Raw genomic sequence first — 26,989 nt, forward strand, 5'->3', positions numbered from 1 at the left:
CCCTGAGAAGGCCGCCAAGAGGAAGACGTCGGGGCTGCGACCGTGCAGTGCTTCATCTCCCGGGGCAGGGCCGTCACCCGCTGCCGCGCCGATCATTGGGCTGCGGCCGTGAGGTGGGAACATCTGCCGGGCGCTGTCGGTTGGTGAAGGGGGCAGTGTCCCCAGGGGCTCATCTATTGCCCTTGAGGCCGATCGTGCGGCTGAAGTCTCATGGAGCGTAGGTGACCGCCGTTCACGACCACGCACGCTGGTCATCCTCGACCCGTGCCCTCGCCGGCCGGGGCTGATGCGTTTCAAGGAGAACCCGGCAAATGTGTCGGGTTCTCCCCGCCCCATCCAAGTTGATCAAAGCGTCGGAGAACACCGCGCCGCTGCAGTCCATGTCGACCTACGATGGGTGCCACGGCGCGGGCCAGCGGGGCCAGGAACGGGGCGAATGGATTGCCTACCAGTGCAATCCGAGCTCCCTTGACTGGAACCTCTGGGTCCTCTACCCGTAGTTGATCTTACAGTGAGTCGGCAGGTGTGCTCCGTACTGCTCCAGGCGCTCGTGCTGTCCGTCCATCAGCCCTGCCAGACAGTGTGCTGCCTGCGTCGCTGGAGCCCTTGCCGACGTCCTGTCTCTGGACCGTGACCCCGGGCAGGACATGTGCCTGGCGCTCCTCGCACAGCAGCTTGCGCACGGCCGTGTAGTGGCGCTGCGCCGGCCGCGCCGGGTGCAGTGCTCGTCCAAGGCCTCCAGCGCGACCTGAGGCGGCCGACTCAAGACGCGACTGTGTGTAGTTGGCGGATGGCCTTTGCTGATGCTGCGTCCGTGTAAGTGGCTTCCTGCGGGTGAGGGCGGTGTCGCGGAGGGCGGTGACGGCCCGGCACGATGGCTCGCTATGGACCTTCAAGGAGTTGGCGCCCTGGCTGCCGCGGGTGTGGCCGCCGTTGGCATACCCGCGGCCCTGATCGTCGGTCGGTGGCAGCTACGTGCCGCTCTGCGCAGTGCTGAGGCAACCAGCCAGACCGGCATCGCCCAAGCCGAAGCCACCTACCGGGCTGCCCTCGACCAAACCAAGGCACAGAACACCGCGTCATACCAACAGTGGAGGCGGAACATCCGCCGTGACGCATGGTCGAAGTTTCTTCTCGTCATCGAAGACGCGGTGCATACAGCGGAGCGGGCACTGACCGGACAGCCGACAGACCTGGCCATAATCCGGCGCGACTCGGGGGCAGCCTTCGTGGTCCTAGAGCTTGAGGGCCCGCCCTCGGTCGTGGCCGCAGCCGAGCTCCTGGTGGAGAGATGCCGCGAACTTCTGGGACATGCAGCTCATGACGAACAAGCGTCATCAGCCTGGCGTGCACTCGAGGCAGCGATGGAGACTGAGCGAACCCATCCGAACCGGCCTGCCTTCGAGCGCTCCAGCCTCAGCCGGGACACATGGATGTCGGCCCATTACGCCCACACCGCACTGGAACACCTCCGTACCGTTGCTCAAGCCGTCCGTGACTCGGCTCGCGGTGAAGACACTCAGCCGCTCGGCCCCAGGTACCCGGACGCTGCCGCCGCGTACGAAGCGTTGGAAGCCGCTCACACGGCAGCCACCGAGGCGCTCGCCCGATGCAATGCGATCGACGATCAGCAGGCTCAGTCGCTTATCAACGACGCTGCCAACAACGGCCGATTCGTGATACTCGGCGTCCTCCACTTTGCACGCCAACAATTGAACCAAGCCCGCACTGATTTCATCTCCGGCGTACGCAGTCACCTAGACGGCGCGGAGGAGCCGGCATGAGATCCGCGCGGGCTGCCTCGGCGACGGCCGTCCGCCTGCGCTGAAGCAGATAGAGAAGCTCGCTGACCTCACCCGTGAGCACTGGCAGGGCCAGTGGGCCGAAGGCGGCTTCCACCTCTACAGAGGGAAGATGCCGATCGTGGCGACCACGCTGGATCTGCTGCGCGAGCACGGCCCGGCCGGGCCCGCGTTCTGGCGCCTCGGCCGCGAGGACCGACAGAATCTCTGGGACGCGATCGGCAACCCCCGCCGGGACGCCGCTCTCGCCCGCCGCGCCGAAGAGGAGCGGCGCCGCAAAGCGCAGGAAACAGCCGAACCCGAGGCTCAGCGCCCGGTGTGCGCGGACTGCGGCACCAAGTTCACCGGCGACCGGTGGAAAGTCAGCATCGCGGTCACCTGGGCCGCGGGGACAGCAACCCGCACCTGTGCTACGACTGCAAGGCGAGGGCGCCCGAAGCGGAATGGCAGGCGGAACAGGCCGAACGCGAGCGCCAGGAGCAGGAGCGCCAGGAGGCGGAGGCGGCGCAAGCTCGAAGGCCGGCGGCTGGCTCGGACGCTGGCGCAGCTGACACGGGCAAGCCCCGTTTGTCGGTGGCGGCTGCGAGGCTGAAAGACATGGACAGCGACGATGAGCAGCTGCTGCGCGGCCGGATCTACGGAGCCGACCACGACCACCCGGGCCCGAAGCCAGGGCACAGCTACGCTGAACTGGTGGGCGGACCGCTGGACGGATTGCTGCTCGACATCACTGGCCGGAGGCTATCGACGACGGTGTCTTCCTCCTCACGGAGCTCGGGCAGTTCGGCCCCGAGGGCCGGGCGTTGTACGACCCGCGCCCAGGCGATCCGGCCCGCTGGGACTGGGGCGGCGACAGCCCCTGACGGCCTGCCACTCGGTCGGGTGAAGACACGGCAGAGGCGGAACTCTCCCTGGGCGCCCAGGCGTAGTGCCGTAGATGGATCCGATCATCGAGGCACACGTGCGTGACTCGGGCCTGGTCGTCGTCGACGTCGCGGCCGCCGACGACGCCCCCGCCCTGGCCTTCCAGCAGATGCTCGCCGACCGGTGGGCGAGGGCGACAGCGGAACACACGACCCGGGACGCGGGCGAGCCCGGCGTACGGCTGCGCTGCTACCTGGACCTGAATCAGCCGGTCGGCTGGGATGCGCCGGCCGACGCGCCGCCGCAGGTTCTCGCAGAGGTACAGCAGGTGCATGTACACGTAGCGGTCGGCGGCGTGGACCTGCACGGCGTTGAGGCGGTCGACGAAGAAAACTGGGGGACGGTGAGCATGACGTCCTCGGGACCCAAGGACAGCATGTGCTGTGGGCCGATGGGAAGTACGAGGGTCTGAGCGTCACCGAACGCCATGCCGTACATGGTGCGGCCTCCCTCCACGGACAGGGTCAGGGCCGGGTTGTCGCCGATCAGGAACTGGCCCGTCTCGGGCGTGATCACCTCCAGCCGCCGTGTCGACGCAAGGTCCCGCATTTTGTGGAAGGTGCCCTCGATGCTGGTGCGGAAGAGCTTGCTGCGGGGCTCCAGGCGGTGCGGTTGTCCTTGCCTTGATCGGCGCGCAGTTGAACATCGGTGGGCCACTGAACGTGAAGACGGGTATGGAAGCCTCCCACCGCGTCGAGCCTGCGTTGCGGCCGTCACCCTGTGCACTGCAACGATCACCCGCACGTCGGGCGTCGGCGGGTCCAGCGCGGCTGGGCTGGCTGGATGCGTTGCGCGGAATCGCGGCGCTCGTCGTGGTGTTCGACCACTCGTCGTATGCCTTCATGGCGGAATTCCGGGGCGATTTGATGCCGGAATTCAACACCAGTAGGTACGGCATCATGGTGTTCTTTCTCGTGAGCGGTTATATCGTTCCCGCCTCGCTGGAGCGGCGGGGCTGTGTCCGGACCTTCTGGATTGGACGGATCTTCCGTATCTATCCGTTGTGGGCGGCTGTCGTCGCCGCGGTCCTTGCTGCTAACGTGCTGGGGATCGCACAGATCCGTGACTTCGGCGGGCAGAGCTTCGCCACGGTGGCCGCCGCCCATGTCACTTTGCTCCAGGAGCTGCTGGGAACGCCCAACCTCCTGCTTGTCCTATGGACACTCTCGTACGAGATGGCCTTCTACCTGCTGGTAGTGGCTCTTTTCTCGCTGCGGCTTCACCAGCGGTCAGCACCGGTCGCCGTGACCCTGGCAGCGCTGGCCGCAGTGAGCGTGACCGCGGCGAGTGCACTGCCCGTGTCCGCTCTCACCGATTGCGTCGGAACCGGCCCGCTGGTAGCCGTCGCCGCGACCGCCATGGTGGTCGCCATTTGCTGTGCGAGCGGCACACCAGCCGCGCTACGGGTGTCGGGGGGTGTACTGGGCGGGGTGTTGGGGCTTGTACTGGTCGCCTTCAACAGCACTGTCCCCATGTGGGAGGGGCTGGTGATTCTTGCCGTCATGTTCCTGGGCACCGCTGTGTACCGAGCCGAGAGCGGTCAGAGTACCTGGAGGTATGCGGCTTGCACCGCGATCGTCGTAGTGGCCTGCGCGATAGGGGCGGCCTACACCTACGGCGACGGAGCCCACTTCACGCGGCGCGCCTGGATCGTGTCGTTCCTCCTGGCCGTGCTCACGTTCGGCGTCGGGCTGGCGTTTCGACGGCGTCTGATTCCGCGCTGGCTGACATGGCTCGGGACGATCAGCTACTCGGTCTACTTGGTGCATCCAGTCCTGCTGGCGGTCACCGACGGCACGATCGGCCGCTGGCGGGAGAACAAGCCCTTGCTCGAGCTGGCCTTCTACGCCGTGCTCTTGCCTCTGTGCGTACTGACCTACCGTTACATCGAAGCGCCTGGGCAGACGTTGGGGCGAAAGGTGGCGCAGCGCTTTCGGCGGCCGTGACGAGAGTCCGTGCCACCAGGGGCGGGACGTCGTCGGAGAGGCACCGTTCAGCCGCGCCCATTCCGCTTGGAGCACGGGAGGTCCCGGACCAAAAAGGTTGGGCCGGTTCGTATCAGCCGGGATGGCCCGGGATGGCGCCCCAGTTCACCGCGTCGATCGCATCCAACGCGAAAGCATGCTCGCACCTGCCCCCGTTATTTTCTTCGCGGTCCTGCAAGAGGGCCGCTGGCCTCCGGGCCTGGCATGACTGTTGCCCCCTGTCGATCGAATGACCTGGAGGGTGTCACCAGGTCCGAGGGGTGCCGTCGGAGACGCTGATCAGAGGTCCGGTCCCTGCCCGGTCCGGCGCAATGCGGGCAGCTCGCGGCGGCAGGTCGGCATAACGTGGATGCGCGCGAACGGCCCTGCCGCCGAGGCCGGCACAGCATCGACGCATGTGGGGGCAGAGTGATCGACATCGATGAGACGGGCGTTTCGGCTTGGACGTCGGCAAGAGCAGCCATCACGGCCACGGGCTCCCCTGCGGTTGACATGCAGGATCGCGATGACGATCTCTCGTAGTCGTGCACCCGAGCTGCCGTGCCGGGCCCTGTCCGTCTCGCCCGCCAAGAGGTGAAGACCGGTTCGACCAAGGCCCATCGGGCATCGGACACATCCACGCGATACGGGCGCCGAGCACTCACGCCTCATGCAGCGACCATCAACGGTGCAAGGCAATGGCAGCTGAGGCCCTGGCAGCGGCTGCCACTGCGGCGGTCGGCGGTGGTACGTGATCACGCCAGTGAGGTTCGCCAAGTAAGCGTTTTCAGCCTAAGTCATCGAACGAGATAGCGAATCCCTCGATGGGCTGCTTGAGTACTCGCCGCAACATCAACTCAGCCACCACAAGGAAATGTGTCATGCCCACAACACGCAAGAAGACCGTCGCGACCATGCTGGCCGGAGCGCTGCTGGCGGTGGCCAGCCCGGCACTTGCACACGCTCAGTCGTCGCCCAGCGGTGACCCGACAGCGAGGCCGGCGTCGGCGTCCGGTGAGCTGGTCGGCGCTACCCGGCTCAAGAACCGCAAATCAGGGAAGTACCTGCAGGCCGTGAGTACCGCCAACGGCGCAAGGGTTGTTCAGCAGTCGTACAGCGACTCTCGCCTGCAGACCTGGGAAACCTACACGTTCGACGGCTACTACACGTACGAGAACTCCGCAGCGGGGCGGAACCTGGGAATTGACGGTGCCAGCACCGCGTCCGGCGCGGCGGCCATCATTGCGAATGGTTCCAGTGACCTCAACCAGGACTGGGAGAGGGACTGGACCGACAACGGCTACTTCAGAATGATCAATCACAAGAGCGGCTTGTGCCTGGGTATTTCGGGTGCGAGCACCGCGAACGGCGCCCAGGCCGCACAGTTCCGCTGCGACGGATCCACTAACCAGCAATGGACAAGTGAAGGATAGGGGCGTATCGACGACGGAAAGACCGAAGCCGGTGGAGCCGCACAATCAAACGGCCATCAAGGGTTCCGGCCCGTGTCCTCCATCGCCTTCGGTTGGATTCCCGGGCTAGGTCCTGTCCTACCGTTCATCCGATCAACCGACTAACCCATCAAGGAGGCACGCTCTACTAGTGCTTCGTTAGCCTCGAAGTTTTGTGACGGTCCGCCGACGGAGTCGGTGGACCGTTTTCGTGCCGCGATCTGAGTTGTATATGCCCAGGACCCGAGTGTCGTCTCGGGGTGGCGCCGGGTTCCACTGCTCCGGGCGTTGAGCCGCTGTCGTGGGGACGGGGAATCCGCCGGTCAGCCGGGGTTCGGCAGGAGTGCGAGGCATTCGAGTGCGGTAGTGATGTGACGGGTCCAGGGCCAGTGCCGGGCCAGGCGGAGGATCCGCCGACGGCCGGTGGTAACGAGCTGTCCGACCGTGGTGAACAGGCGGAGCCGCAGGCGGCGGGGCTCCCAGAGCCTGGCCTTTCCGGTCAGCGCGAGCATCGGCATCCAAGCCAGCAGATCCAGTGCGATCTGCACGATCTCCAGCCAGATCCGGTTCTGGGCCGTGCGGTGCAGAGGGAGATTTTGCAGTCCGGTGGCCCGGGCGGCCCGGATGCAGTCCTCGGCCTGGGCCCGCAGCCGGTGACGGAGCTCGAGCTCGGCGATCGGCCGGCCCAAGGTGTTGGTGGCGAAACAGGTCAGTCGCATGCCGTCCGCGTCCGTGAGCCTCAACTGAGCACCAGGGTGCGGCCGTTCCTTCCTGACGATCAGCCGCATGCCCTTCGGCCAGCCGTCCAGGACGTCGCCGGTGAGTTCGGCGACCCAGGCCCCGTCACGGATCTCGCCGTCTGCCTCGACGGCCGCCGTCCAGGCTGATGCCGGAACCTTCAGCACGTACTCGTGGATCGCCTCGGTGATCACCATGCCGACCGAGTAGGACAGCCACCGTCCCCGCCGGGCCAGCCAGGCGACGAAGTCATGAGTGCCGCCGGCTGAGTCGGTGCGGATCAGGGTCTGCCTCCCGCGCCGGTACTTCTTCGGGAGCTGGGCCAGGGCCAGTTGGGCGGCTGTGATGTGGTCGGCGGCCGTGTTCGAGCCCGCGTTCCCCGGCCTGAGCAGGGCCGCCACCGGCTCCCCGGTGCCGCCCGGTCCGTGGTCGATGAAGCCCATCAGCGGGTGGTGACCGTAGGTTTTCTTCCATGTCGCAGCGGCGTCCTCTTTGTCCGAGTGCGCGATCACCAGCACCCCGTCGAGGTCGACAGTCACCGACCCGACCGCGTCAGGCGCTTTCCGGTCGGCCAACCGCCAGACGTTTTCGCGCACTTCGGCCCGTGCGGCACGGATGGCCTGCAGGGCTTTCTCTCCGGATCCGGCGAGGGTGTCGACCACGCGCGAGACCGTCGGGTCGGAGGCGACCAGCCCGAACACGGCAGGCGCGGCCCGCAGCATGCCGACATCGGCCAGGCAGTCCCCGCCCAACGCGACCGCCAGTGCGACGTCCAGGAGGACCTTCCCGGGATCATGGACGGCCCGCGGCTTCCGCCACGGCGCCAGTGCCACAGATATCGCCCGGTCAAGGCCGACCTTGCGGACCGTCTCCACCAGCAGGACCGAGCCGGCCTGCGAGACCACCTGGCGGCCGCCCCCCTGGACACGGACACGCGGGTACGACGCGATAGGCTCACTCACCTGGAAAGTGCTCTTCTCCTCGCAACCAACAGGACCCTCAGCAAGTCCTATCGTTGCAGGTCAAAGGCACTTTCCGTGTTTCTGGTCAACTCTTGGACAGTCCACCTCGGAAAGCGCGGGGTTATGAAACGCCCCTGCGCAACGAATCGATGAGGCGGTCAAGGTCCCCGCGTGCCGTGTACGTACGGATCGGGTCGATGTAGTCGCGTGACTCGATGATCTGACCGTCCCGCACACGCATGACGAAGATGCAGGGCACCTTGGCCGTGGAGTCGTCCGGCAACGTGAACTCGTAGGCGAACTCGGCGACGATCACTTCAGGATCGGCAGTCTCGTGAACGACGACATCGACGACACTCCTCTTCGGCAAGGACTCCCGAGCTTCCGGCGGCACTGTGAAGTGCTCCCGGAGCGCACGCCGACTCATCAACGGCTCGGACTCCGGCGTCGCCATCGGATGCCGGACATCGGTGGCCTCGCCATACAGGTCAGGCAACTCGCTTAAGTTCCCGTCGGCGACCCCATGAACAAGCCGGAGAAACACCTCACGCGGACTCAGACTCACAAGACCCCCCAAGTAATACGCACAGGCAGCTAACGATCATTATCGCCCGATGCGGGCTGGTACTGCTGACTGTCTCGGCCAACGGCACCCTCACCCGTCCGACCCCACCCGTGGCGCTGGACGCGGACATGCGGATATAGGTCAGCACTCTTCACCTAAGAAGTGCTCCTTCGTCGGCAACGGCCAGGACCCTTCACCAGTCTCATCGTTGCAGGTCAGGAGCACTTCTCCCGTCTCCGAGCAGCGGTAGACGGCACCGCTCGTGAAAGCCCGAGGTTAGGTTCTGGGTTGTCTATGGCTCCGAGGGCTGGGCAGGGGGCGTCCGCAGGTGGTGCAGGTGCCGGTCCAGCACCTCAGCAGGTCCTGAAGAACGTCGAGGACCTGGTGGAGAGTCAGGCCGGTGTGCGGACTTTTGGGTCGTGCCGCCTGAGGGTGAGGAAGCCCTGGGCGGCGGTGACGAGGGTGACGTGGTGGTGCCAGCCGCGCCAGGTGCGGCCCTCGAAGTGGTCCAGTCCGAGGCCATGCTTGAGCTCGCGGTAATCGTGCTCGATCCGCCAGCGCATCTTGGCCCACCGCACCAGGTCAGCGGCCGGTGTGGTGGCGGGCAGGTTCGATATCCAGTAATCCGTCGGGGTGTCCTGGCCGTCTGGCCATTCGACGAGGAGTGTCTGGACGGGCAGGACGCCGTCCCACAGGTTGCGGCCGCCGCCGGTCTCCTGAGCCGCAGCCAGGGACTGCTTGCCTGCGGGCCGCACTGTCAGCACCGCGAACCGTGAGGTCATCGCGCCTTTGCTGCCCTGTCTCCAGGTCACCTCGGTGAACCGCTCCGCACCCGCCTCCGCGGCGAGGACGCGGACGGCTCGCGGTGGGGTGCGGTAGCGGGGAAGGGTGGGTGGTCCGAGCCCGCCATAGGCAGGCTGGTGCGGCTCGGCATCCTCCGGGTGGGCGACTTCCTTCCCGTTCAGGGCCAGGACATAGGACAGCCTTCGCTCCTCGAGGCCGAGCCGGAACGGGGTGCTGACGCCGTAGCCGGCGTCGGCGACCACGACCGACGCCCGCGGAAACGACCCCGAACACATCGGCAACGAACTCCGCCAACTCGCCCGGAGCCGTTCCACTTCCCCCAACCTCACTCCGGGAAGCTGCCCCACGATCAGCCGATATCACTCAACGTATCGAAGCATTACTGGCCGTCACAGCAGCCGCAGGTCCACCGACTCCGCCAGGGCCGCCAGCCCCGCGTCCCCCGGATGCAGGTGGTCGCCGCTGTCGTACTCGGGCAGGATCCGGGCCGGCCGCTGCGGGTCCCGCAGGACCGCGTCGAAGTCGAGCACGCCCTCGAACGTCTCGGCGTCCCGGAGCCACTCGTTCACCGCGACCCGCTCGGCATCCACCGCGGCCGTGCACCGCGCCTCGCCCTCGCACGGCAGGATCGTCGCCGCCAGCATCCTGAGGCCGCGCGCGTGGCCCCGGTCCGCGAGCTCCCGCAGCCCCGCGATCACCTGCTCCGCCGACGCACCCCACCGCACGTCGTTCACGCCCTCGAACACCACCGCCGTACGCACCGACGTCTGGGCGAGGACATCGCGGTCGAACCGGTGGAGGGCGCTCACCCCGGCCGTGTCCGTGGAGACCCCGTCGCCGGGATAGCGGTCGGTGACCACACGGTTGCCCGAGATGCCCTGGTTGAGCACCCCGTAGTGCGGGACCACATCCTGGCGCAGCAGACGTGTGGCCAGCACATTGGGCCACCGCCGGTTCGCGTCGAGCGTGGACTTGTCGCCGTCGGTGATCGAGTCGCCGAGCAGCACCACGGACCCCGGGCCGCCGCCGACGTCCACCCCGGTCAGCAGCGGCCAGCTCGTCAGGACCGAGGTGTACGCGTCCGGGGAGCCGTCCGCCGTGTGATCGCCCGGCTCGCTGATGTACGACCGCTGCTGCGCGAGCCGGTGCACCGGCGCCGCCGGCACCGCCTGGGGCAGGTGGAAGCTCACCAGCAGGTTGGCGTCGGCCGGCACCTCGAAGGCGAGGGGATCACTGTAGGCCTGCGCCCCCGCCGGCACCTCCACGCCCGCCGCCCCGCCGAACGACAGCGCAACCGGCGCGCCCCGAGCCTCGGCGCCCGCCGCCTGCACCGCCACCGTCGCGCTGCCGATCCGTACCGGGCCCGCCGCGAACGTGTTGTCGAACCGCAGCCGCACCCGAGGCCCGCCGGTCGAGGTGTGCACCACCAGCCGCAGTGTCCGGTCGGTCCACGGACCCACGGCGGTGCAGCCGGACGTCGACGCCGCCCAGCTGCCCGTCCAGCCTCGCGCGACGGACCGCACGGACAGCGCGAACACATGCAGGCCGGCCGCGCGGGGCAGCCGCACCGAGACCACCTCGCGCTCCGGCGTAAGCGGCACGGTCACCACGTACAGCCGTGCCTTCTCGGTGAGTTGGCCGCCGGGCGTGTTGACGTGCGGCAGGGCCACCACCTTTGTGGCGAGCGGGCCGGTGCGCCAGTCGGGGGCGGTCAGCCGGTACGGGGAGCGGGTGCCGTCCGCGTACGCCACCGTGCCCGCGCCGCTCACCTGGCCGCCGTCGGTGCCCGCGACCAGGAAGGCGAGGGCGTCGCCGCGCCCGGTGACGCGTACCGCCTGCCCGTCGGCCCGGACGTTGTCCGGCTCGCCCGCCTGCCGGCGCGGCCAGGTCAGCCGGGCGCCCTGCACGGTGAGCGTGCGGCCGGGCGTCCAGCCCGCGGCCCCGAGGTCCTGGGCCGACAGCGAGGCGCCCGAGCCGTCGAAATCCGCCTCGCCGGGCCGGCTGTCGTCGCTGACGGCCGTGTTGTCGAAGAGCCGCTCCAGCGGGAGCGGCCCCGGTCTGCCCGCGCCGTCGGCATCGGCGGCCCGCGCGGAGGCGGCCGGTGCCAGGACGGCGAGCAGGGCGAGGACGACCGCGGAACTCCAGCCACTTCGGCGCACGGCCGACTCCTCCCGCACACGGGACACGACGCGACGAAAGACGCATCGCGACGCTAGGGAGACCCTCGTGACCCGTCAACGAATCATGCGGGAAGTCGGCGTGAAGTCGACCGGTCGACCGGAATCGACCGTCCGCGCGCCTGTGGTGCGCACGGCGGTACGAATGACAGGCTGGAGGTATGAACATCCCCTTCCTGGGCAACCGGCGCGAGAAATCAGCGGCCCCCGATCCCGAGGGCATCGCCGATCTCCTCGCCGAGTGCGAACTGCTCCGCTCCCAGGCGTCCCGGGAGGGCGTCCGACTCGACGACTCGGCGGCCTCGCTGGAGGCGCTCGACCAGCTGGTGCCGCGCTGGCGGGACGACGAGGAGATCCTGCCCTGGCTCGGCAACGACGCCGGTCTCTACCTGGGCACCGTCATCGTGCGGACCGTGCCCGGCGCGGCCTGGCGGATCTGGCCGGACGGCCAGCCCGTCGTCCGGCTGGCCTCCGGTCGCGAGTTCGACGTCGTGTCCTCAGGGCACGCGTGGGCCGTCAGCGGCGTGCCCGAGCTCTCCCAGCTGTACGCGGAGGTCGCCGAGGCGTGAACCCCTGACCCGGACCACCGTGAGGCCGACCGTGAGGAGGGCTGGGTATGGTCTTCGATCCGTTGATCGAGATGCGTGACGTCAACAAGTACTTCGGGGAGCTGCACGTCCTCAGGGACATCAACCTCACCGTCGGCAAGGGGGAGGTGGTCGTGGTCATCGGCCCCTCGGGGTCGGGGAAGTCGACCCTGTGCCGGGCGATCAACCGGCTGGAGCCCATCCAGTCCGGCACGATCGTCCTCGACGGGCAGCCCCTGCCGGAGGAGGGCAAGGCCCTCGCCCGCGTGCGTGCCGACGTGGGCATGGTCTTCCAGGCCTTCAACCTGTTCGCCCACAAGACCGTGCTGCAGAACGTCTCGCTGGGGCAGATCAAGGTCCGCGGGCGCCGGAAGGAGGACGCCGACCAGCGCTCCCGCCGGCTCCTCGACCGCGTGGGCCTCGCCGACCAGGCCGGCAAGTACCCGGCGCAGCTGTCCGGCGGCCAGCAACAGCGCGTGGCCATCGCCCGGGCCCTCGCCATGGAACCCAAGGCGATGCTGTTCGACGAGCCCACCTCCGCCCTCGACCCGGAGATGATCAACGAGGTCCTGGAGGTCATGCGGCAGCTGGCCTCCGAGGGCATGACGATGGTCGTCGTCACCCATGAGATGGGCTTCGCCCGCGGAGCCGCCAACCGCGTCGTCTTCATGGACGAGGGCCGCATCCTGGAGGACCGCGGCCCCGACGAGTTCTTCACCGACCCGGAGAGCGACCGGGCCAAGGACTTCCTCTCCAAGATCCTCAGGCACTGACCGGGGGAGTGGGACGCGTCCGTGCCGCCCGGTGGCAGCCGGAGATCACTGCTCGCGCAGCGGAATCGACACGTACGACGGGTCGTCCGCCGGTGAGGAGAAGGTCAGCCGCGCGCCGGACGGGTTGTGCTCGATGTAGAGCGGGTCGACCGTGTCGACGACCAGGGCCAGCCGGTGCCCGGCCGGGACGTCGTAGGCGGTGGAGAACAGCTCCAGGTCGACGTCGAACGGCTTCCCGGGCGTGCGCCCGTGGAAGGTGTACGGCGCGTTGCTGACCAGCTTGCCGAGGCCGAGCGGTCCCACGTCGTAGAGATAGGCGACGAGGGTGCCGCTCTCCTTGGTCGGGGTGAGAGTGGTGTGCAGCTCGGCGGTTCCCCGGACGCGTTGGGCCGTGGCGTACTTCTGGGACTGCCACACGGCCGCCCAGCGGCGGGGGAGGAGCGGGATCGAGGCGACCGGGGGCAGCTGGGCCACCTGGTCGAGGATGCTGGAGAGGAAGAGGATTCCGCCGTCCGCGCCGGAGTCGACGTTGGCGTGGATCGTGGTCGTGCCCGCCAGCGCGATCTTCCGGCTGGTCGCGCCGACCGACTTCCAGTCGGGGTAGCTCTCGTAGCCGCCGGTGGAGCGGGACTTGAGCTGCACGGGCTGCTCACGGTCGATCCCGTTGTCCTCGCCCTTGAGGTAGTGGTCGAACCAGCGCTCGGTGTCGGTCCACACGTCGTTGGGGAGCCCGAACAGCCCGGTCAGCTCGGCCGTGGCGTGGTCGCCGGGGCGCAGCTGAAGTCGCTTCGGGCCGGTCAGCTTCTCGTAGAAGTCCGCGTACTGGTTGGGAGGGAAGACCGTGTCGCCCCAGGCGTTGGCGAGGAGGACGGCCGCGCCGTTTTTGTTGATCTGGTCGACGTATGTCGCAGCGGAACGTTTCTTCCCCCAGGTGGCGATCTCGTCCTCCTTGGCCAGGTTGGAGGAGTAGAAGTCGTCGAAGATCTGCCGGAGTTCGGCGCTCTGACGGCCGGTGACCAGGCTCGCCCCGTCCAGCAGGGCGGCCGCCTGTACATGCTGGGTGCGGCCGGAGTAGATCGAGTCGATCAGGTCGGCCCAGCCGCTCAGCGAGGCCACCGCCCGGATCCGTTTGTCGTGTGCGGCGGCGAGCAGGCTGATGCCCGCGCCGTACGAGACGCCCCCCATGCCGATGTGCCGTGCGTCGGCAGGGGTGTTGGCGAGCGCCCAGTCGATGACCCGGGACGCGTCGGCTATGTCGGGAGGGCCCGCCACTTCTATCTCGCCGCCCGACTGCCAGAAGCCGCGCACGTTGTAGGTGAGCACGATGTAGCCGGAGTTCGCCAGCTTCTGCGCCTGCGCGAGGTACTCGACCTGGGGCAGGCCCCAGCTCGTGGGCATGACGAGCAGGGGGTAGCGGCGCGTGCCGTCGGCGCCCGCCGGGGTGATGACGTTGGCCTTGAGGACCGTGCCGCCCTCGCCTTGGATGTCGACGAAGCGAATGCCGGGTGTGGCCGCCTGGGCGGTGGGGGCGAGGCCGAGGGCGCTACCGGCGATCAGGGTCGCCGAGACGGCACCCACGGCAGTGGTGCGCAGGGCCTTGCGATGGTGTCCCACGGTCACTCCTCACTCGTGTCAGTGCAAAGTGACCAGACGGTAACCGCGCCTGCTTACCGAAGGTAACCCATCGGTAAGTTACGTGGTAGTAACGATTGTTGAGGTGTGCGGAAACTCAGGAGGCGCGGTGGGTATTGCGGGGAGCCTGCGTCGGCAGCGGGGTCGTCGCGGCCCGGGTCACGTCGGCCACGAGCTCGACGACGTCCGGGCCGTACGCCTGTGAGTTGACCACCTTCAGCAGCAGGGCGAAGGAGCCGGTGCCGTGCTTGCGGGCCAGCCGTTCGTGGTTGCGGGCGAGGTAGCGGGTGGCGGCCTGGTTGGTGATGGCGGTCTGGCCGCAGAAGAGGAAGACGGGGCGGGTGTTCCGGTTCTGGCCGACGGTCAGCCGGGCGAGGAGCACGTACTCCTCCCTGCCCGGCTCCACGCGATAGCGCTCGGAGCCGATCTGGAAGGCGCCCCGGTCCGGGCTGGGCTCGGCGTCCACGTTCACCCGCACGCCCGGCAGCAGGGAAGCGAGGTGCGCCGCCATACGGCGGTTCGACGCCGGGCCGCCGACACAGAACTCGGTGCGCTCGCCGAAGCCCTGACGAGCCATGTCGTGCGGGACGACCTGGGCGTGGGCGCTGCAGTCCTTGATGAGGGCGGCGAGTTCGAGGAGCGCGAAGACGTCGTAGCGCATCACCGCCAGATCCGGTCCGGCCGCACCGCGGTTCACCACCAGCAACGACTCGGAGTTGTCCGGCAGCCCGAAGAAGGCCTGCTTGCGGCGGAGTTTCCGCTTCCACAGGTAGGTCCGGGCCACCCAGCCGAGCGCGGCACTGATGCCGGCGGCCATCACGCCGAGGACGATGTTGCGCACGTCGTCGTTCATGGGCGGGCATGGTAGCGCCGCGACCGCGCAGGTGTTCGCCGTACCGACGGGACCACCCCGCCCCGCCTCGTCGATCACGGGGCGGGCGTGGCTCCCTGACGCGGTCATGATGATGGATTAGGCTGCGCGAACGGCCTTTCACTGGAGGTGCGGATGCGTCGTCCTGTCGCTCGGAATCTGACGGTCCTGGCGGTCTCGGCCGCCGTGGTCTCGGTGGGGGCGGCAGCGCCACCCGCCGCGCAGAGCAAGCCGGTCGGGACACCACCGAAGGTCCCGGTCGCCGTCGGCTACGGCGGCGCGGTCGCGAGCGTCGACGCGGACGCCTCCGCCGCCGGGATCGAGGTCCTGAGGAAGGGCGGCAACGCCGTCGACGCGGCCGTCGCGACGGCCGCCGCGCTCGGCGTGACCGAGCCCTACTCCGCCGGTATCGGCGGGGGCGGCTACTTCGTCTACTACGACGCCAAGTCCCGTACGGTGCACACCATCGACGGCCGCGAGACCGCGCCCCTGACCGCGACCTCCGACCTCTTCGTGGAGAACGGCAAGCCGATCGCCTTCGCCGACGCCGTCAGCAGCGGCCTCGGCGTCGGCACCCCGGGCACGCCCGCCACCTGGCAGACGGCACTGGACAAGTGGGGCAGCAGGAAGCTCGGTACGGTCCTCGGGCCCGCCGAGCGGATCGCCCGCAACGGCTTCACCGTCGACGACACGTTCCGTTCGCAGACCGCCGCCAACGAGACCCGGTTCCGCTACTTCCCCGCCACCGCCGAACTGTTCCTGCCGGACGGTCAGCTCCCGGTCGTGGGCTCCACCTTCAAGAACCCCGACCTCGCCCGCACCTACCAGGAGCTGGCCCGCAAGGGCGTCGGCGCGATCTACCACGGCGACCTCGGCGACGACATCGTCGACACCGTCAACAAGCCGCCGGTCGACCCGGCCTCGGGCTGGAACGCCCGCCCGGGCAAGCTCTCCGAGAAGGACCTCGCGGCCTACCGCGCCAAGCTCCAGGCGCCGACGAAAACCTCGTACCGCGGCCTCGACGTCTACTCCATCGCGCCCTCCTCCTCCGGCGGCACGACCGTCGGCGAGGCCCTCAACATCCTTGAGAAGACCGACCTCTCCAAGGCGAGCGAGGTGCAGTACCTGCACCGCTACATCGAGGCGAGCCGTATCGCCTTCGCCGACCGGGGACGCTGGGTCGGCGACCCCGCCTTCGAGGACGTACCGACAAGGCAACTGCTCTCGCAGAAGTACGCCGACTCCCGCGCCTGCCTCATCAAGGACGACGCGGTGCTCACCAGCCCCCTCGCGCCGGGCGACCCGCGCAACCCGGCGGCCTGCGGCACGGCGGGCACGGCCGCCCCGACGACGTACGAGGGCGAGAACACCACGCACCTGACGGTGGCCGACAAGTGGGGGAACGTCGTCTCCTACACCCTCACCATCGAGCAGACCGGCGGCAGCGGGATCACCGTCCCCGGCCGTGGCTTCCTCCTCAACAACGAGCTGACGGACTTCTCCTTCACCCCGGCCAACCCGGCCGTGCACGACCCGAACCTGCCGGGTCCGGGCAAGCGGCCGCGCTCGTCGATCGCGCCGACGATCGTGCTGGACAAGCACGGCAAGCCGGTCGTCGCGCTCGGTTCACCGGGCGGCGCGACCATCATCACCACGGTGCTGCAGACCCTCACCGGGTTCCTCGACCGCGGGCTGCCCCTCGTCGACGCGATCGCCGCGCCCCGCGCCAGCCAGCGCAACGCCGCCCAGACCGAACTCGAACCCGGCCTCTACGACAGCGCTCTGCGGAAGCAACTGGAGGCCATCGGGCACTCCTTCAAACCGAACCCCGAGATCGGCGCGGCGACGGGCGTGCAGCGGCTGCCGAACGGCAGGTGGCTCGCCGCCGCCGAGAAGGTACGGCGGGGCGGCGGCTCGGCGATGGTGGTGCGCCCGGCGCCGTGACGGCGCCCCGGGTCACAGCTCGGGGGAGGGCTGCTCCTGCGTGCGGAACGCGAGCCGCCCGTCCTCGACGTCGACCGTCACCCGGCGGCCCTCCTCCACGCGGCCGTCGAGCAGCAGCCGGGACAGCTGGTTGTCGACCTCCCGCTGGATGGTGCGGCGCAGCGGGCGGGCGCCGTACTCGGGCTGGTAGCCGCGCTGGGCGAGCCAGTCCACGGCCGCCTCGGTGAAGTCCACCGTGATGCCCTGGGCCTTCAGCAGACGGCGGGTCTGCTCCAGCAGCAGGTCGGTGATCTGCCGCAGCTGCTCGGCGCTGAGCTGCCGGAAGACGACGATCTCGTCGATGCGGTTGAGGAACTCCGGCCGGAAGTGCTCGCGCAGCGGCCGCAGCACCTGCTCCCGCCGGGCCTCCTCGTCGGCGTCGCTGCCGCCCGCGCCGAACCCGATGCCGGCCCCGCGGCGCGTGATCACCTCGGAGCCGAGGTTGCTGGTCATCACGATGACCGTGTTGGCGAAGTCGACCGTCCGGCCCTGAGAGTCGGTCAGCCGCCCGTCGTCGAGGACCTGGAGGAGGATGTTGAAGACGTCCGGGTGCGCCTTCTCCACCTCGTCCAGCAGGAGCAGCGAGTACGGGTGCCGGCGCACCACCTCGGTGAGCTGGCCGGCCTCCTCGTGCCCGACGTAGCCGGGCGGGGCGCCGACCAGGCGGCTGACCGTGTGCCGCTCCTGGTACTCGCTCATGTCGAGGCGCACCATGCGGTCCTCGCTGCCGAACAGCGCCTCGGCCAGCGCCCGCGCCAGCTCCGTCTTGCCGACGCCGGTCGGGCCGAGGAAGAGGAAGCTGCCGATCGGCCGGTTCGGGCTCGCGAGCCCGGCGCGCGAGCGCAGCACCGCGTCGGCGACCACCCGCACCGCCTCCTCCTGGCCGATCACCCGCTGGTGCAGGTGCTGTTCCAGACCGAGCAGCCGGTCCTTCTCCTCCTGCGTCAGGCTGCTGACCGGGATGCCGGTCTGCCGGGACACCACCTCGGCGATGGCCTCCGCGCCGACCACCAGGTTCTGCCCCTCGTCGGCCTCTCCGTCGCCGGACTCGGCGATGCGCCGCTTCAGCTCGGTGATGCGGTCGCGCAGCTGCGTGGCCTGCTCGTACTGCTCGTCCGCGACCGCCTGGTCCTTGTCCCGGATCAGCTGCTCGACCTCACGCTCCAGGGCCCGTACGTCCGTGCCCTTCGTACGGGCGTGCAGTCGCACGCGCGCGCCGGCCTGGTCGATCAGGTCGATCGCCTTGTCCGGCAGGCGGCGGTCGGTGAGATAGCGGTCGGACAGCTCAACGGCCGCCACCAGCGCCTCGTCGGTGTAGCGGACCTGGTGGTGGGCCTCGTAGCGGTCGCGCAGCCCGCGCAGGATCTCCATCGCGTCCGCGGTGGTCGGCTCCGGCACCAGGATCGGCTGGAACCGGCGGGCCAGCGCCGCGTCCTTCTCGATCCGGCGGAACTCCTCCAGCGTGGTGGCGCCCACGATGTGCAGCTCGCCGCGGGCCAGGGCCGGCTTGAGGATGTTGCCGGCGTCCATCGACCCGCTCTCGCCGCCACCCCCGGCGCCGACCACGGTGTGCAGCTCGTCGATGAAGATGATCAGCCGGTCGGAGTGGGCGCGGATCTCGCCCACGATGTTGTTCAGCCGCTCCTCGAAGTCACCCCGGTAGCGGGTTCCCGCGACCACACCGGTCAGGTCCAGGGCGACCACCCGCCGCCCGATCAGCACGTCCGGCACGTCCCCGTCGGCGATGCGCTGCGCCAGGCCCTCCACGATGGCCGTCTTTCCCACGCCCGCATCACCGATCAGCACCGGGTTGTTCTTGCCGCGCCGGGAGAGGACCTCGACGGTCTGCTCGATCTCCTCGTCCCGCCCGATCACGGGGTCGATACGGCCCTGCCGGGCCAGGTCGGTCAGATCGCGGCCGTACTTGTCCAGCGTGGGTGTGTTCGTGGGCCGTGGCCGTTCCGCGCCGCGCGCGGCCTGCCCGGTGTCCGGTGCCTCGGGCGGCAGGCCGGAGGGGGCGAAACGCGCCGCGTTCAGGATGTGCCCGGCGGCCGAGTCCGGGTTCGCGGCCAGCGCGCTCAGCACGTGCTCCGGGCCGATGTACCCGGCGCCGCTCGTCCGGGCCAGCTCGTGCGCGTCCAGCAGGGCCCGCTTGACGGCCGGCGTCAGGGAGAGCGAGGTCGGCGCCGGCGCCTCGTTCTTCGTGTGCTGGACCGGGCCGGACCGCTCGTCGATCTCCGACGCCAGCGAGTCGGGGTCCGCGCCGGCCCGGCTCAGCAGACTCCGGGTCGGCTCGGTCGCGAGCGCGGCCCGCAGCAGGTGCTGGGTGTCCAGATCCCGGCTGCCGTGCTCGGCCGCGTACTGGGCGGCTCCGCGGACCAGCTCCCGGGCCGGCTGGCTGAGCAGTCGGCCGATGTCTATCTGCCGGGGGCGGGGGCCGCCGAAGAAACGCGCGAGGAATTCTGCGAAGGGGTCGCCCTCCGGGCCTATGTAGCCGCTCGTCATGGTTTCCGTTCCTTCGCTGACGACTTGCCGGAGCCGGGTAACCGTGTGAGGGGTCGCTCATGCAACGATGGCACGATCCTCTGCGAGGGGCATGTGCAGCGGCGCCCGCTGTTCGGGGGGTACGGGTTTGCCGGCGGCCGCGGGTCGCGTGTGGTTGCTCGCGCCCAGGCGGCGGAGCCGCGTGGCGAAACAGTGCCGCGCCGCTCAGGGCGTCACCTCCCGCTCCGTGACATGCGGGCCTCTTCCCTCGCTGTCAGGATGCGGGGACCGTCCTGCGTGATCGCCACCGTGTGTTCCGCGTGGGCGGCTCTGGAGCCGTCGTTCGTGCGGAGGGTCCAGCCGTCCCGTGCCGCGTGGTAGTCGTCCCCGCCGCCGGCGATCACCATCGGCTCGATCGCCAGGACCATGCCGTGGCGCAGCCGCGTGCCTCGCCCGGGGCGGCCCTCGTTCGGTGTGGTTGCTCGCGCCCAGGCGGCGGAGCCGCATGGCGAAACAGTGCCGCGCCGCTCAGGGCGTCACCTCCCGCTCCGTGACATGCGGGCCTCTTCCCTCGCTGTCAGGATGCGGGGACCGTCCTGCGTGATCGCCACCGTGTGTTCCGCGTGGGCGGCTCTGGAGCCGTCGTTCGTGCGGAGGGTCCAGCCGTCCCGTGCCGCGTGGTAGTCGTCCCCGCCGCCGGCGATCACCATCGGCTCGATCGCCAGGACCATGCCGTGGCGCAGCCGCATGCCTCGCCCCGGCCGGCCCTCGTTCGCCACCGGAGGGTCCTCGTGCATCCGTCGGCCGATGCCGTGGCCCCCGAAGCCGTCCGGGATGCCGTAGCCCGCAGCTCGGCAGACCGAGCCGATGGCGTGGGCGATGTCGCCGAGGCGGTTGCCCACGACGGCCGCCTCGATACCGGCGGCGAGGGCGCGCTCGGCGGTGTCGATCAGGCGCACGTCGTCGGCGCGCGGGCGGCCGACGACGAAACTGATCGCTGAGTCGCCGGCCCAGCCGTTCAGTTGCGCGCCGCAGTCGATGGAGACGAGGTCGCCGTCGCGCAGCCGGTAGCCGTCCGGGATGCCGTGCACGATCGCGTCGTTCACCGAGGCGCAGATGACGGCGGGAAAGGGAGTCGGCGCGAAGGCGGGCCGGTAGCCGAGGAAGGGTGAGGTCGCTCCCGCCCCGCGCAGCACCTCCCGTGCCACCGCGTCCAGCTCAAGCAGGGAGACGCCCACGTCAGCGGCCTGCCGTACGGCGGTCAGGGCTCTGCCCACGACCTGGCCGGCCTCGTACATGGCGTCGATCGATGTGTCCGTCTTCAGCTCCACCATGCCAATTACTATACCGGTATTAGAATGGGGGCATGGTGCGCACCCCACTGACCCCGGAAGAGCGTGAACGCGGAGAGCGGCTCGGGCGGCTGCTCCGCGAGGCGCGCGGCGACCGCAGCATGACGGAGATCGCGGCGAGGGCCGGCGTCTCCGCAGAGACCCTGCGCAAGATCGAGACCGGCCGCGCCCCGACCCCGGCCTTCTTCACCGTGGCCGCGCTGGCCGGCGCACTCGGTCTGTCGATGGACGAGCTGGCCGGACAGTGCGTGCTCGCGCCGGTTTGACCGGGTGGAGAGCCGGTCTTGGCCACCGCTTTGACCGCCCGTGCAACGATGCCTCCGCACACCCACGAAAAATCGGCGTAGCACTCCTGTAACACGGCTGGTGTTCGCTACCGGACGGAGTGCTCCAGTCTGGCGGGAGTTGGGCGATGACCGTGGATCGGCTCCCGGCTCGGGTGCGGGAGTTCGCGACGTACCTGGACGGCCTGTTGGCGCGCCTGGACCAGGGCGGCGGCTGGTGCGGTGTGTTCTGGCAGCGCGACCCGGACGGCATGCAGGCCTGTCTCGACGGGCGGGAGGTGCCGCCCTGGGACGTCGTGGAGGCGCTCCTGCAGGATCTCGCCGCCGCCTACGGTCCCGGCGACGACGTCGTCCGCCCGGAGAGGGAACGGGCCCGCGCCCTGCACGCCGCCGCGCTCACCGCCCACGACGCCCGGCCCGGCGGGCGGGACGCCCTCGGGGACCGGCTCGACGTCATGCTCCGCGAGCAGAAGTACGCCGCCGAACGGCAGGCGGAACTGAGCCGCCTGCTCGCCTCCGCCGCCACCCGGGAGGAGGCCGACGCCCTCCGCCTCGACCTCGCCTGGGCCCGCGACGACCACGAACGGGCGACCGCCCGGTGCGCCGAACTGCGGGCGCGGATGGCGGAGCTGGACCGGCGGGCGCACGGCCTGGAGATGCAGCGGCGAGGCGCCACGGCGGACGGCACCGTGCACCGGATCGACCGCGGATTCCCGGCGGAGGATGCGCGTCCGGGCGGGCACGGTTCGTACGACGAAGGATTCCCGAGCATGCCGCGGCAGCGCGGCGCTTCCTCCCAGGGCGCGGCGGCGGACCGGCATGACGGCCGGCAGGCCACCGCCGGCGCCGCGGCGGCCGACCCGCACGACCCCCGCCACGGGCACCCGGCCCCCACCGGGAGCGCGCCCGGCGAGTACGGCAACGCCCAGCCCGCGCCCCTGGACCCCCAGCCCCCCGCAGCGCAGCAACCCGCCCCCAAGCAGCGCAAACGCCGACGCGGCAGCGCCCGCTTCGCCGGGATGGCCGAGGAGGAGGCCGCCCCCGTCGTCGTACCGCCGACCGCCGCACCGGCCCCGCCCACGTCGGCGCCCACCACCCGCCGTACCCCGCGCGGAGCCCGGTTCGCCGGGGCGGCGGAAGCCGTGGAGCAGGGGGCCTCGCAGGCCGAGGTGCTCGACGCGGAGGACTGGCGCGAGGTCGGCCGGACCGTCGAGACGCTGACGCGGCTGCGGAGCGAGGGACGCACCGGTGAGGCGCACGCGCTGCTGGTCGAGATCGCCTACTGGCCCGCCTCCCGCTTCCCGCTGCTCGCCGCCGGGATGCAGAGCGCCGGGCTGGGAGCCGACTGGGCGACCCTGCTGTGGGAGGCCGCCTCGCTGCCCGCCGGCCGGCTGGTCGCCGCCGCGGACGCGCTGGTCGAGGCGGGCCGCACCGAGGACGGCCAGCAGATCCTGCGGCAGGGCGTCATCCGGCCCGCCGCCGAGATCGGACAGTCCGTGCTCGGGCTGGTCGCCGAGGGCCGTCACCGCGAGGTGCGCGTGCTCCTCGACGCGTACGTCCGCGTCCGCACCCCGGAGGAGGCCGCCCGCAGCGTGGCACCCGATCCACAGGCGCTCGTGCCCCTGCTGCTGGAGGCCGCCCGGGGCGTCTCGGACGAGCGGCACTGGGACCTCGTGCACGCCCTCCGCGTCGCCGGCTTCCCGGCCTGACACCACCCCTGACCTCCTCACACCCGCCCCGTACCACTCACCCACAGGAGTCAGAAACGCCACCGACTTCACGGGTAAGCGACGATGGTCTTGGCAAGCCTGTCCCGGAGGCTTACGTTCATCCCTCTACGACCCGCGTCTACGGGCGTAGAGGCTCTGACGTCCCGTCGAAGGAGCAGCTCATGGCCGACGTCGTACGTGCCGCACTGGTCCAGGCCACCTGGACCGGCGACACGGAGTCCATGGTGGCGAAACACGAGGAGCACGCCCGCGAGGCGGCCCGGCAGGGTGCGAAGGTCATCGGCTTCCAGGAGGTCTTCAACAGCCCCTACTTCTGCCAGGTCCAGGAGCCGGAGCACTACCGCTGGGCCGAGCCGGTCCCCGACGGGCCCACCGTGCGCCGTATGCGGGAGCTGGCGCGCGAGACCGGCATGGTGATCGTCGTGCCGGTGTTCGAGGTCGAACAGTCGGGCTTCTACTACAACACCGCGGCCGTGATCGACGCCGACGGCACCTACCTCGGCAAGTACAGAAAACACCACATCCCGCAGGTCAGAGGCTTCTGGGAGAAGTACTACTTCAAACCCGGCAACCTCGGCTGGCCCGTCTTCGACACCGCCGTGGGCAAGGTCGGCGTCTACATCTGCTACGACCGTCATTTCCCGGAGGGCTGGCGGCAGCTCGGTCTGAACGGCGCCCAGCTGGTCTACAACCCGTCCGCCACGCACCGGGGCCTGTCGGGCCACCTGTGGCGGCTGGAGCAGCCGGCGGCGGCCGTCGCCAACGAGTACTTCGTCGCCGCGATCAACCGCGTGGGCCAGGAGGAGTACGGCGACAACGACTTCTACGGGACCTCGTACTTCGTCGACCCGCGCGGACAGTTCGTCGGCGAGGTCGCCAGTGACACCAAGGAGGAGCTCGTGGTCCGCGACCTGGACTTCGACCTCATCGAAGAAGTGCGGCAGCAGTGGGCGTTCTACCGCGACCGCCGCCCCGACGCGTACGAAGGGCTGGTGCAGCCGTGACCAAGGACCTGTTGTGGCGCCACCGGGCCGTCCTCCCGGACTGGCTCGCCCTCTACTACGAGGAGCCCATCGAGATCACGCACGGCGAGGGCCGGCACGTCTGGGACGCCGACGGCAACCGCTACCTCGACTTCTTCGGCGGCATCCTCACCACGATGACCGCGCACGCCCTGCCCGAGGTGACCAAGGCGGTCAGCGAGCAGGCCGGGCGGATCATCCACTCCTCGACGCTCTACCTCAACCGGCCGATGGTCGAACTCGCCGAGCGCATCGCCCAGGTGTCCGGCATCCCGGACGCCCGGGTCTTCTTCACTACCTCCGGCACGGAGGCCAACGACACGGCCCTGCTGCTGGCGACGACGTACCGCCAGAGCAACACCATCCTGGCGATGCGCAACAGCTACCACGGCCGCTCCTTCAGCGCCGTCGGCATCACCGGCAACCGCGGCTGGTCGCCCACGTCCCTGTCCCCGCTGCAGACGCTGTACGTCCACGGCGGCGTGCGCACCCGCGGCCCGTACGCCGCGCTGAGCGACGAGGACTTCGTCGCGGCCTGCGTCGACGACCTCAAGGACCTGCTCGGCCACACCCGCCCCCCGGCCGCGCTGATCGCCGAGCCCATCCAGGGCGTCGGCGGCTTCACCTCGCCGCCGGACGGCCTGTACGCCGCCTTCCGCGAGGTGCTGAACGAGCGCGGCATCCTGTGGATCGCCGACGAGGTGCAGACCGGCTGGGGCCGTACCGGCGACCACTTCTGGGGCTGGCAGGCGCACGGGCAGAGCGGACCGCCGGACATCATGACCTTCGCCAAGGGCATCGGCAACGGCATGTCCATCGGCGGGGTCGTCGCCCGCGCCGAGATCATGAACTGCATCGACTCCAACAGCATCTCCACCTTCGGCGGCACGCAGATCACCATGGCGGCCGGCCTCGCCAACCTCACCTACCTGCTGGAGCACGACCTCCAGGGCAACGCCCGGCGGGTCGGCGGGATGCTCATCGAGCGGCTGCGGGGCGTCGCCGCGCAGGTGCCGGCCGTACGGGAGGTGCGGGGCCGTGGACTGATGATCGGCGTCGAGCTGACCAGGCCCGGCACCGACGAGGCCGATCCACAGGCCGCGGCCGCCGTGCTGGAGGCGGCCCGCGCGGGCGGGCTGCTCATCGGCAAGGGCGGCGGGCACAACACCAGCGCGCTGCGCATCGCGCCGCCGCTGTCCCTCACCGTCGCGGAGGCCGAGGAGGGCGCCGCGATCCTCGAGAGCGCTCTGAGAAGCATCCTGTAGCAGCGCCCCGGAGGCGAACGGCAAAAAAAGGGGAATGCGCCATGACCACCACCTGGGAGCCCCTGGAACCGGCCCTGTCGGTCCGCCAGGTCCTCACGCTGGAGCGGGTCCTCGCCGGGGATCCCGAGGTGGTGGCCGGCGCGAGCCAGCTCGACCGGCCCGTGCGCTGGGTGCACGTCGCCGAGGCCGCCGACGTCGGCGTGATGCTCAGCGGCGGCGAGATGGTCCTCACCACCGGTGTACTGCTCGCCGGTGACGAGGAGAAACAGGCCGAGTACATCCAGTCCCTGTACCGGGCGGAGGCCGCGGCGGTCGTCCTCGGCCTCGGCCGCGCCTTCCCGGCCCCGCCCGACGTGATGCGCCGGGCGGCGGAGCGGTGCGGGCTGCCGATGGTCGTCCTGCACCGGCCCTTCCCCTTCGCCCAGCTGACCGAGGAGGTCCAGTCCCGGCTGGTGCGGCGCAAGTTCGCCGCCGTCAGCCTCTCCGAGGCCGTCCGCACCGAGCTCACCGGCCTCATCACCGCGGGCGCCCCGCTGCAACGCCTGCTCGACGAGGTGGCCCGGCACAGCGGCTGCCCCGTCGTCGTCACCAACCTCGCCCACCGCGTCCTCGCCACGGCAGGGGAGCGGCCCGCGGTCGACGACGTGCTGCGCGACTGGGAGCGCATCGCCCGGCAGGCCGGCGGCAGCGAGGGCGACGGCTGGATCCGCGCCGAACTGACCGGGCGCGGGGAGCGATGGGGCCGGATCGTGCTGTGCGGCTACCGCGGCGACACCGCCACCGGGCGGCTGCTCGCCGACCGCGCCGCCGAGGCCCTCGTCCTGCACCGCATGCTCAGCGGCAACGCGGCGTGCTCCTGGGAGGAGCAGTCCGCGCAGAGCCTGCTCACCGACCTGGTCAGCGGCGTCGTACCGGTACGGCAGCTGCTGCCCCGGGCGCGCGCGGCCGGACTGCCGGTGGGCCGGCGCAGCTTCGTCCCGCTGGTCGTCCGGCACGGCGAACCGGCCCGGCTCGACCGGGTCCTGCGCCTGCTGGGACTGTCCGGGATCGTCGCCGAACTGGCCGACGGAGCCACCGCCGTCCTGCTCAGCCTCGCCCGCGACCAGGACGCCGAGGCGCTCACCGCCCACTTCGCGGCCCGGCTGCGCTCGGAGTCCGGGGCGACGAAGACCGTGGTGGCGGCGGCCGACGCGCGCACCGCCTGGGACGAGGTACCGGCCGGCCTGCGCGAGGCACAGCACGTGGCGGACGCCGTCGCCGACTCCTCGGACGCCCTCGACCTCCCGGCCGTCGTCCGCCTCAGGGACGTCCACCTGCGCGGCCTGATACGGCTGCTGCGCGACGACCCCCACGTGCAGTCCTTCGCGGAGCGGGAGCTGGACGGGCTGCTGTGCGGGCGGGACGACGAGGCGGCGGCCCTGCTCGCCGTCCTGCGGACCTACCTCGCGACCGGACGCAACAAGTCCCGCACCGCCCAGCTCCACCACGTCTCCCGGCCCGCGCTCTACCGCCGCCTGGAGGCGATACAGGCCCGGCTCGGCGTGGACCTCGACGACTTCGAGCAGGCCGCCTCCGTGCACATCGCACTTCTCGCGCACGACGCGCAACAGCGGTGAAAC

Annotated in this window: 19 protein-coding genes and 4 pseudogenes; 13 read left to right on the forward strand and 10 right to left on the reverse strand. The window is 70.2% G+C overall.

Translation table 11 applies throughout. The features are described 5' to 3' along the window. Positions 1–884: 884 nt before the first annotated feature. The 4 genes and pseudogenes from NW895_RS38250 to NW895_RS38265 all read left to right on the forward strand — a co-directional run bounded on the left by NW895_RS38250 (position 885) and on the right by NW895_RS38265 (position 4,672). Positions 885–1,784 (forward strand): hypothetical protein, encoded by a 900-nt coding sequence (locus NW895_RS38250; RefSeq protein ID WP_289941626.1) that lies wholly within the window; start codon positions 885–887, stop codon positions 1,782–1,784. Between the two features lie 615 nt (positions 1,785–2,399). Next, positions 2,400–2,665: pseudogene (locus NW895_RS38255) on the forward strand (hypothetical protein). A gap of 74 nt (positions 2,666–2,739) precedes the next feature. Further along, positions 2,740–3,138: a DUF6207 family protein gene (locus NW895_RS38260; protein WP_289941627.1), complete on the forward strand. Its 399-nt coding sequence runs from the start codon at positions 2,740–2,742 to the stop codon at positions 3,136–3,138. Between the two features lie 211 nt (positions 3,139–3,349). Next, on the forward strand, positions 3,350–4,672 hold the full coding sequence (locus NW895_RS38265; protein ID WP_289941628.1) for an acyltransferase: 1,323 nt from the start codon (positions 3,350–3,352) through the stop codon (positions 4,670–4,672). 581 nt (positions 4,673–5,253) lie between these two features. Here the strand turns inward: NW895_RS38265 and NW895_RS41390 are convergent. Beyond that, a pseudogene (locus NW895_RS41390) lies at positions 5,254–5,355 on the reverse strand (IS5/IS1182 family transposase); the annotation flags it as partial. Positions 5,356–5,571: 216 nt separating this feature from the next. Between NW895_RS41390 and NW895_RS38270 the strand changes: the two are divergent. Next, a complete protein-coding gene (locus tag NW895_RS38270; RefSeq protein WP_289941629.1) occupies positions 5,572–6,123 on the forward strand; it encodes an RICIN domain-containing protein in 552 nt (183 codons plus the stop codon). Positions 6,124–6,464: 341 nt separating this feature from the next. Here NW895_RS38270 and NW895_RS38275 read toward each other — a convergent pair whose 3' ends face one another. The 4 genes and pseudogenes from NW895_RS38275 to NW895_RS38290 all read right to left on the reverse strand — a co-directional run bounded on the left by NW895_RS38275 (position 6,465) and on the right by NW895_RS38290 (position 11,369). Beyond that, positions 6,465–7,841 carry an IS1380 family transposase gene (locus NW895_RS38275; RefSeq protein WP_289941630.1) on the reverse strand — a complete coding sequence of 459 codons (1,377 nt, stop codon included), beginning with the start codon at positions 7,839–7,841 and terminating at the stop codon, positions 6,465–6,467. Positions 7,842–7,962: 121 nt separating this feature from the next. Further along, the gene (locus NW895_RS38280) at positions 7,963–8,406 is read right to left on the reverse strand and encodes a nuclear transport factor 2 family protein (protein WP_289941632.1); all 444 of its coding nucleotides are present in this window, start codon (positions 8,404–8,406) and stop codon (positions 7,963–7,965) included. Positions 8,407–8,798: 392 nt separating this feature from the next. Next, positions 8,799–9,539, reverse strand: a pseudogene (locus tag NW895_RS38285) (transposase); the annotation flags it as partial. Between the two features lie 60 nt (positions 9,540–9,599). After that, entirely contained in the window at positions 9,600–11,369 is a 1,770-nt protein-coding gene (locus NW895_RS38290; protein ID WP_289941633.1) for an SGNH/GDSL hydrolase family protein, read from the reverse strand. A 179-nt stretch (positions 11,370–11,548) separates the two neighbouring features. On the opposite strand from NW895_RS38290, the gene NW895_RS38295 reads away from it, so the two are divergent. Beyond that, positions 11,549–11,956, forward strand: a complete 408-nt coding sequence (locus NW895_RS38295; RefSeq protein WP_289941634.1) for a DUF6278 family protein — start codon at positions 11,549–11,551, stop codon at positions 11,954–11,956. Between the two features lie 47 nt (positions 11,957–12,003). Beyond that, positions 12,004–12,747 (forward strand): amino acid ABC transporter ATP-binding protein, encoded by a 744-nt coding sequence (locus tag NW895_RS38300; RefSeq protein ID WP_289941635.1) that lies wholly within the window; start codon positions 12,004–12,006, stop codon positions 12,745–12,747. Between the two features lie 45 nt (positions 12,748–12,792). Here NW895_RS38300 and NW895_RS38305 read toward each other — a convergent pair whose 3' ends face one another. Further along, positions 12,793–14,361: a CocE/NonD family hydrolase gene (locus tag NW895_RS38305; RefSeq protein ID WP_289941636.1), complete on the reverse strand. Its 1,569-nt coding sequence runs from the start codon at positions 14,359–14,361 to the stop codon at positions 12,793–12,795. 115 nt (positions 14,362–14,476) lie between these two features. After that, entirely contained in the window at positions 14,477–15,232 is a 756-nt protein-coding gene (locus tag NW895_RS38310; protein ID WP_289941638.1) for a hypothetical protein, read from the reverse strand. A 153-nt stretch (positions 15,233–15,385) separates the two neighbouring features. Here NW895_RS38310 and ggt point away from each other — a divergent pair, with 153 nt between their 5' ends. Beyond that, positions 15,386–17,194 carry a gamma-glutamyltransferase gene (gene ggt / locus NW895_RS38315; RefSeq protein WP_289941639.1) on the forward strand — a complete coding sequence of 603 codons (1,809 nt, stop codon included), beginning with the start codon at positions 15,386–15,388 and terminating at the stop codon, positions 17,192–17,194. A gap of 12 nt (positions 17,195–17,206) precedes the next feature. Here the strand turns inward: ggt and NW895_RS38320 are convergent, their stop codons facing one another. From NW895_RS38320 to map, 3 genes and pseudogenes are all read right to left on the reverse strand, one after another. Then, positions 17,207–19,738 carry an ATP-dependent Clp protease ATP-binding subunit gene (locus NW895_RS38320; RefSeq protein WP_289941640.1) on the reverse strand — a complete coding sequence of 844 codons (2,532 nt, stop codon included), beginning with the start codon at positions 19,736–19,738 and terminating at the stop codon, positions 17,207–17,209. A 212-nt stretch (positions 19,739–19,950) separates the two neighbouring features. Beyond that, a pseudogene (locus NW895_RS38325) lies at positions 19,951–20,190 on the reverse strand (hypothetical protein); the annotation flags it as partial. A gap of 63 nt (positions 20,191–20,253) precedes the next feature. Continuing rightward, a complete protein-coding gene (gene map / locus NW895_RS38330) occupies positions 20,254–21,051 on the reverse strand; it encodes a type I methionyl aminopeptidase (protein ID WP_289941641.1) in 798 nt (265 codons plus the stop codon). Positions 21,052–21,083: 32 nt separating this feature from the next. On the opposite strand from map, the gene NW895_RS38335 reads away from it, so the two are divergent. The 5 genes from NW895_RS38335 (at position 21,084) to NW895_RS38355 (ending at position 26,986) form a co-directional block, all read left to right on the forward strand. Continuing rightward, complete coding sequence (locus tag NW895_RS38335) at positions 21,084–21,335, forward strand: helix-turn-helix transcriptional regulator (RefSeq protein WP_289941642.1); 252 nt, start codon at positions 21,084–21,086, stop codon at positions 21,333–21,335. Positions 21,336–21,481: 146 nt separating this feature from the next. Further along, complete coding sequence (locus NW895_RS38340) at positions 21,482–23,062, forward strand: hypothetical protein (RefSeq protein WP_289941643.1); 1,581 nt, start codon at positions 21,482–21,484, stop codon at positions 23,060–23,062. Positions 23,063–23,244: 182 nt separating this feature from the next. After that, positions 23,245–24,087, forward strand: coding sequence for a nitrilase-related carbon-nitrogen hydrolase (locus tag NW895_RS38345; protein WP_289941645.1), 843 nt, complete (start codon positions 23,245–23,247; stop codon positions 24,085–24,087). Next, complete coding sequence (locus NW895_RS38350; RefSeq protein ID WP_289941646.1) at positions 24,084–25,370, forward strand: aspartate aminotransferase family protein; 1,287 nt, start codon at positions 24,084–24,086, stop codon at positions 25,368–25,370. The genes NW895_RS38345 and NW895_RS38350 overlap by 4 nt, the downstream gene beginning before the upstream one ends. 41 nt (positions 25,371–25,411) lie before the next feature. Continuing rightward, on the forward strand, positions 25,412–26,986 hold the full coding sequence (locus tag NW895_RS38355; RefSeq protein ID WP_289941647.1) for a PucR family transcriptional regulator: 1,575 nt from the start codon (positions 25,412–25,414) through the stop codon (positions 26,984–26,986). Positions 26,987–26,989 lie beyond the last annotated feature (3 nt).

The sequence above is a fragment of the Streptomyces sp. S.PNR 29 genome (genome assembly GCF_030386795.1).
In the GTDB taxonomy this organism is placed as follows: domain Bacteria; phylum Actinomycetota; class Actinomycetes; order Streptomycetales; family Streptomycetaceae; genus Streptomyces.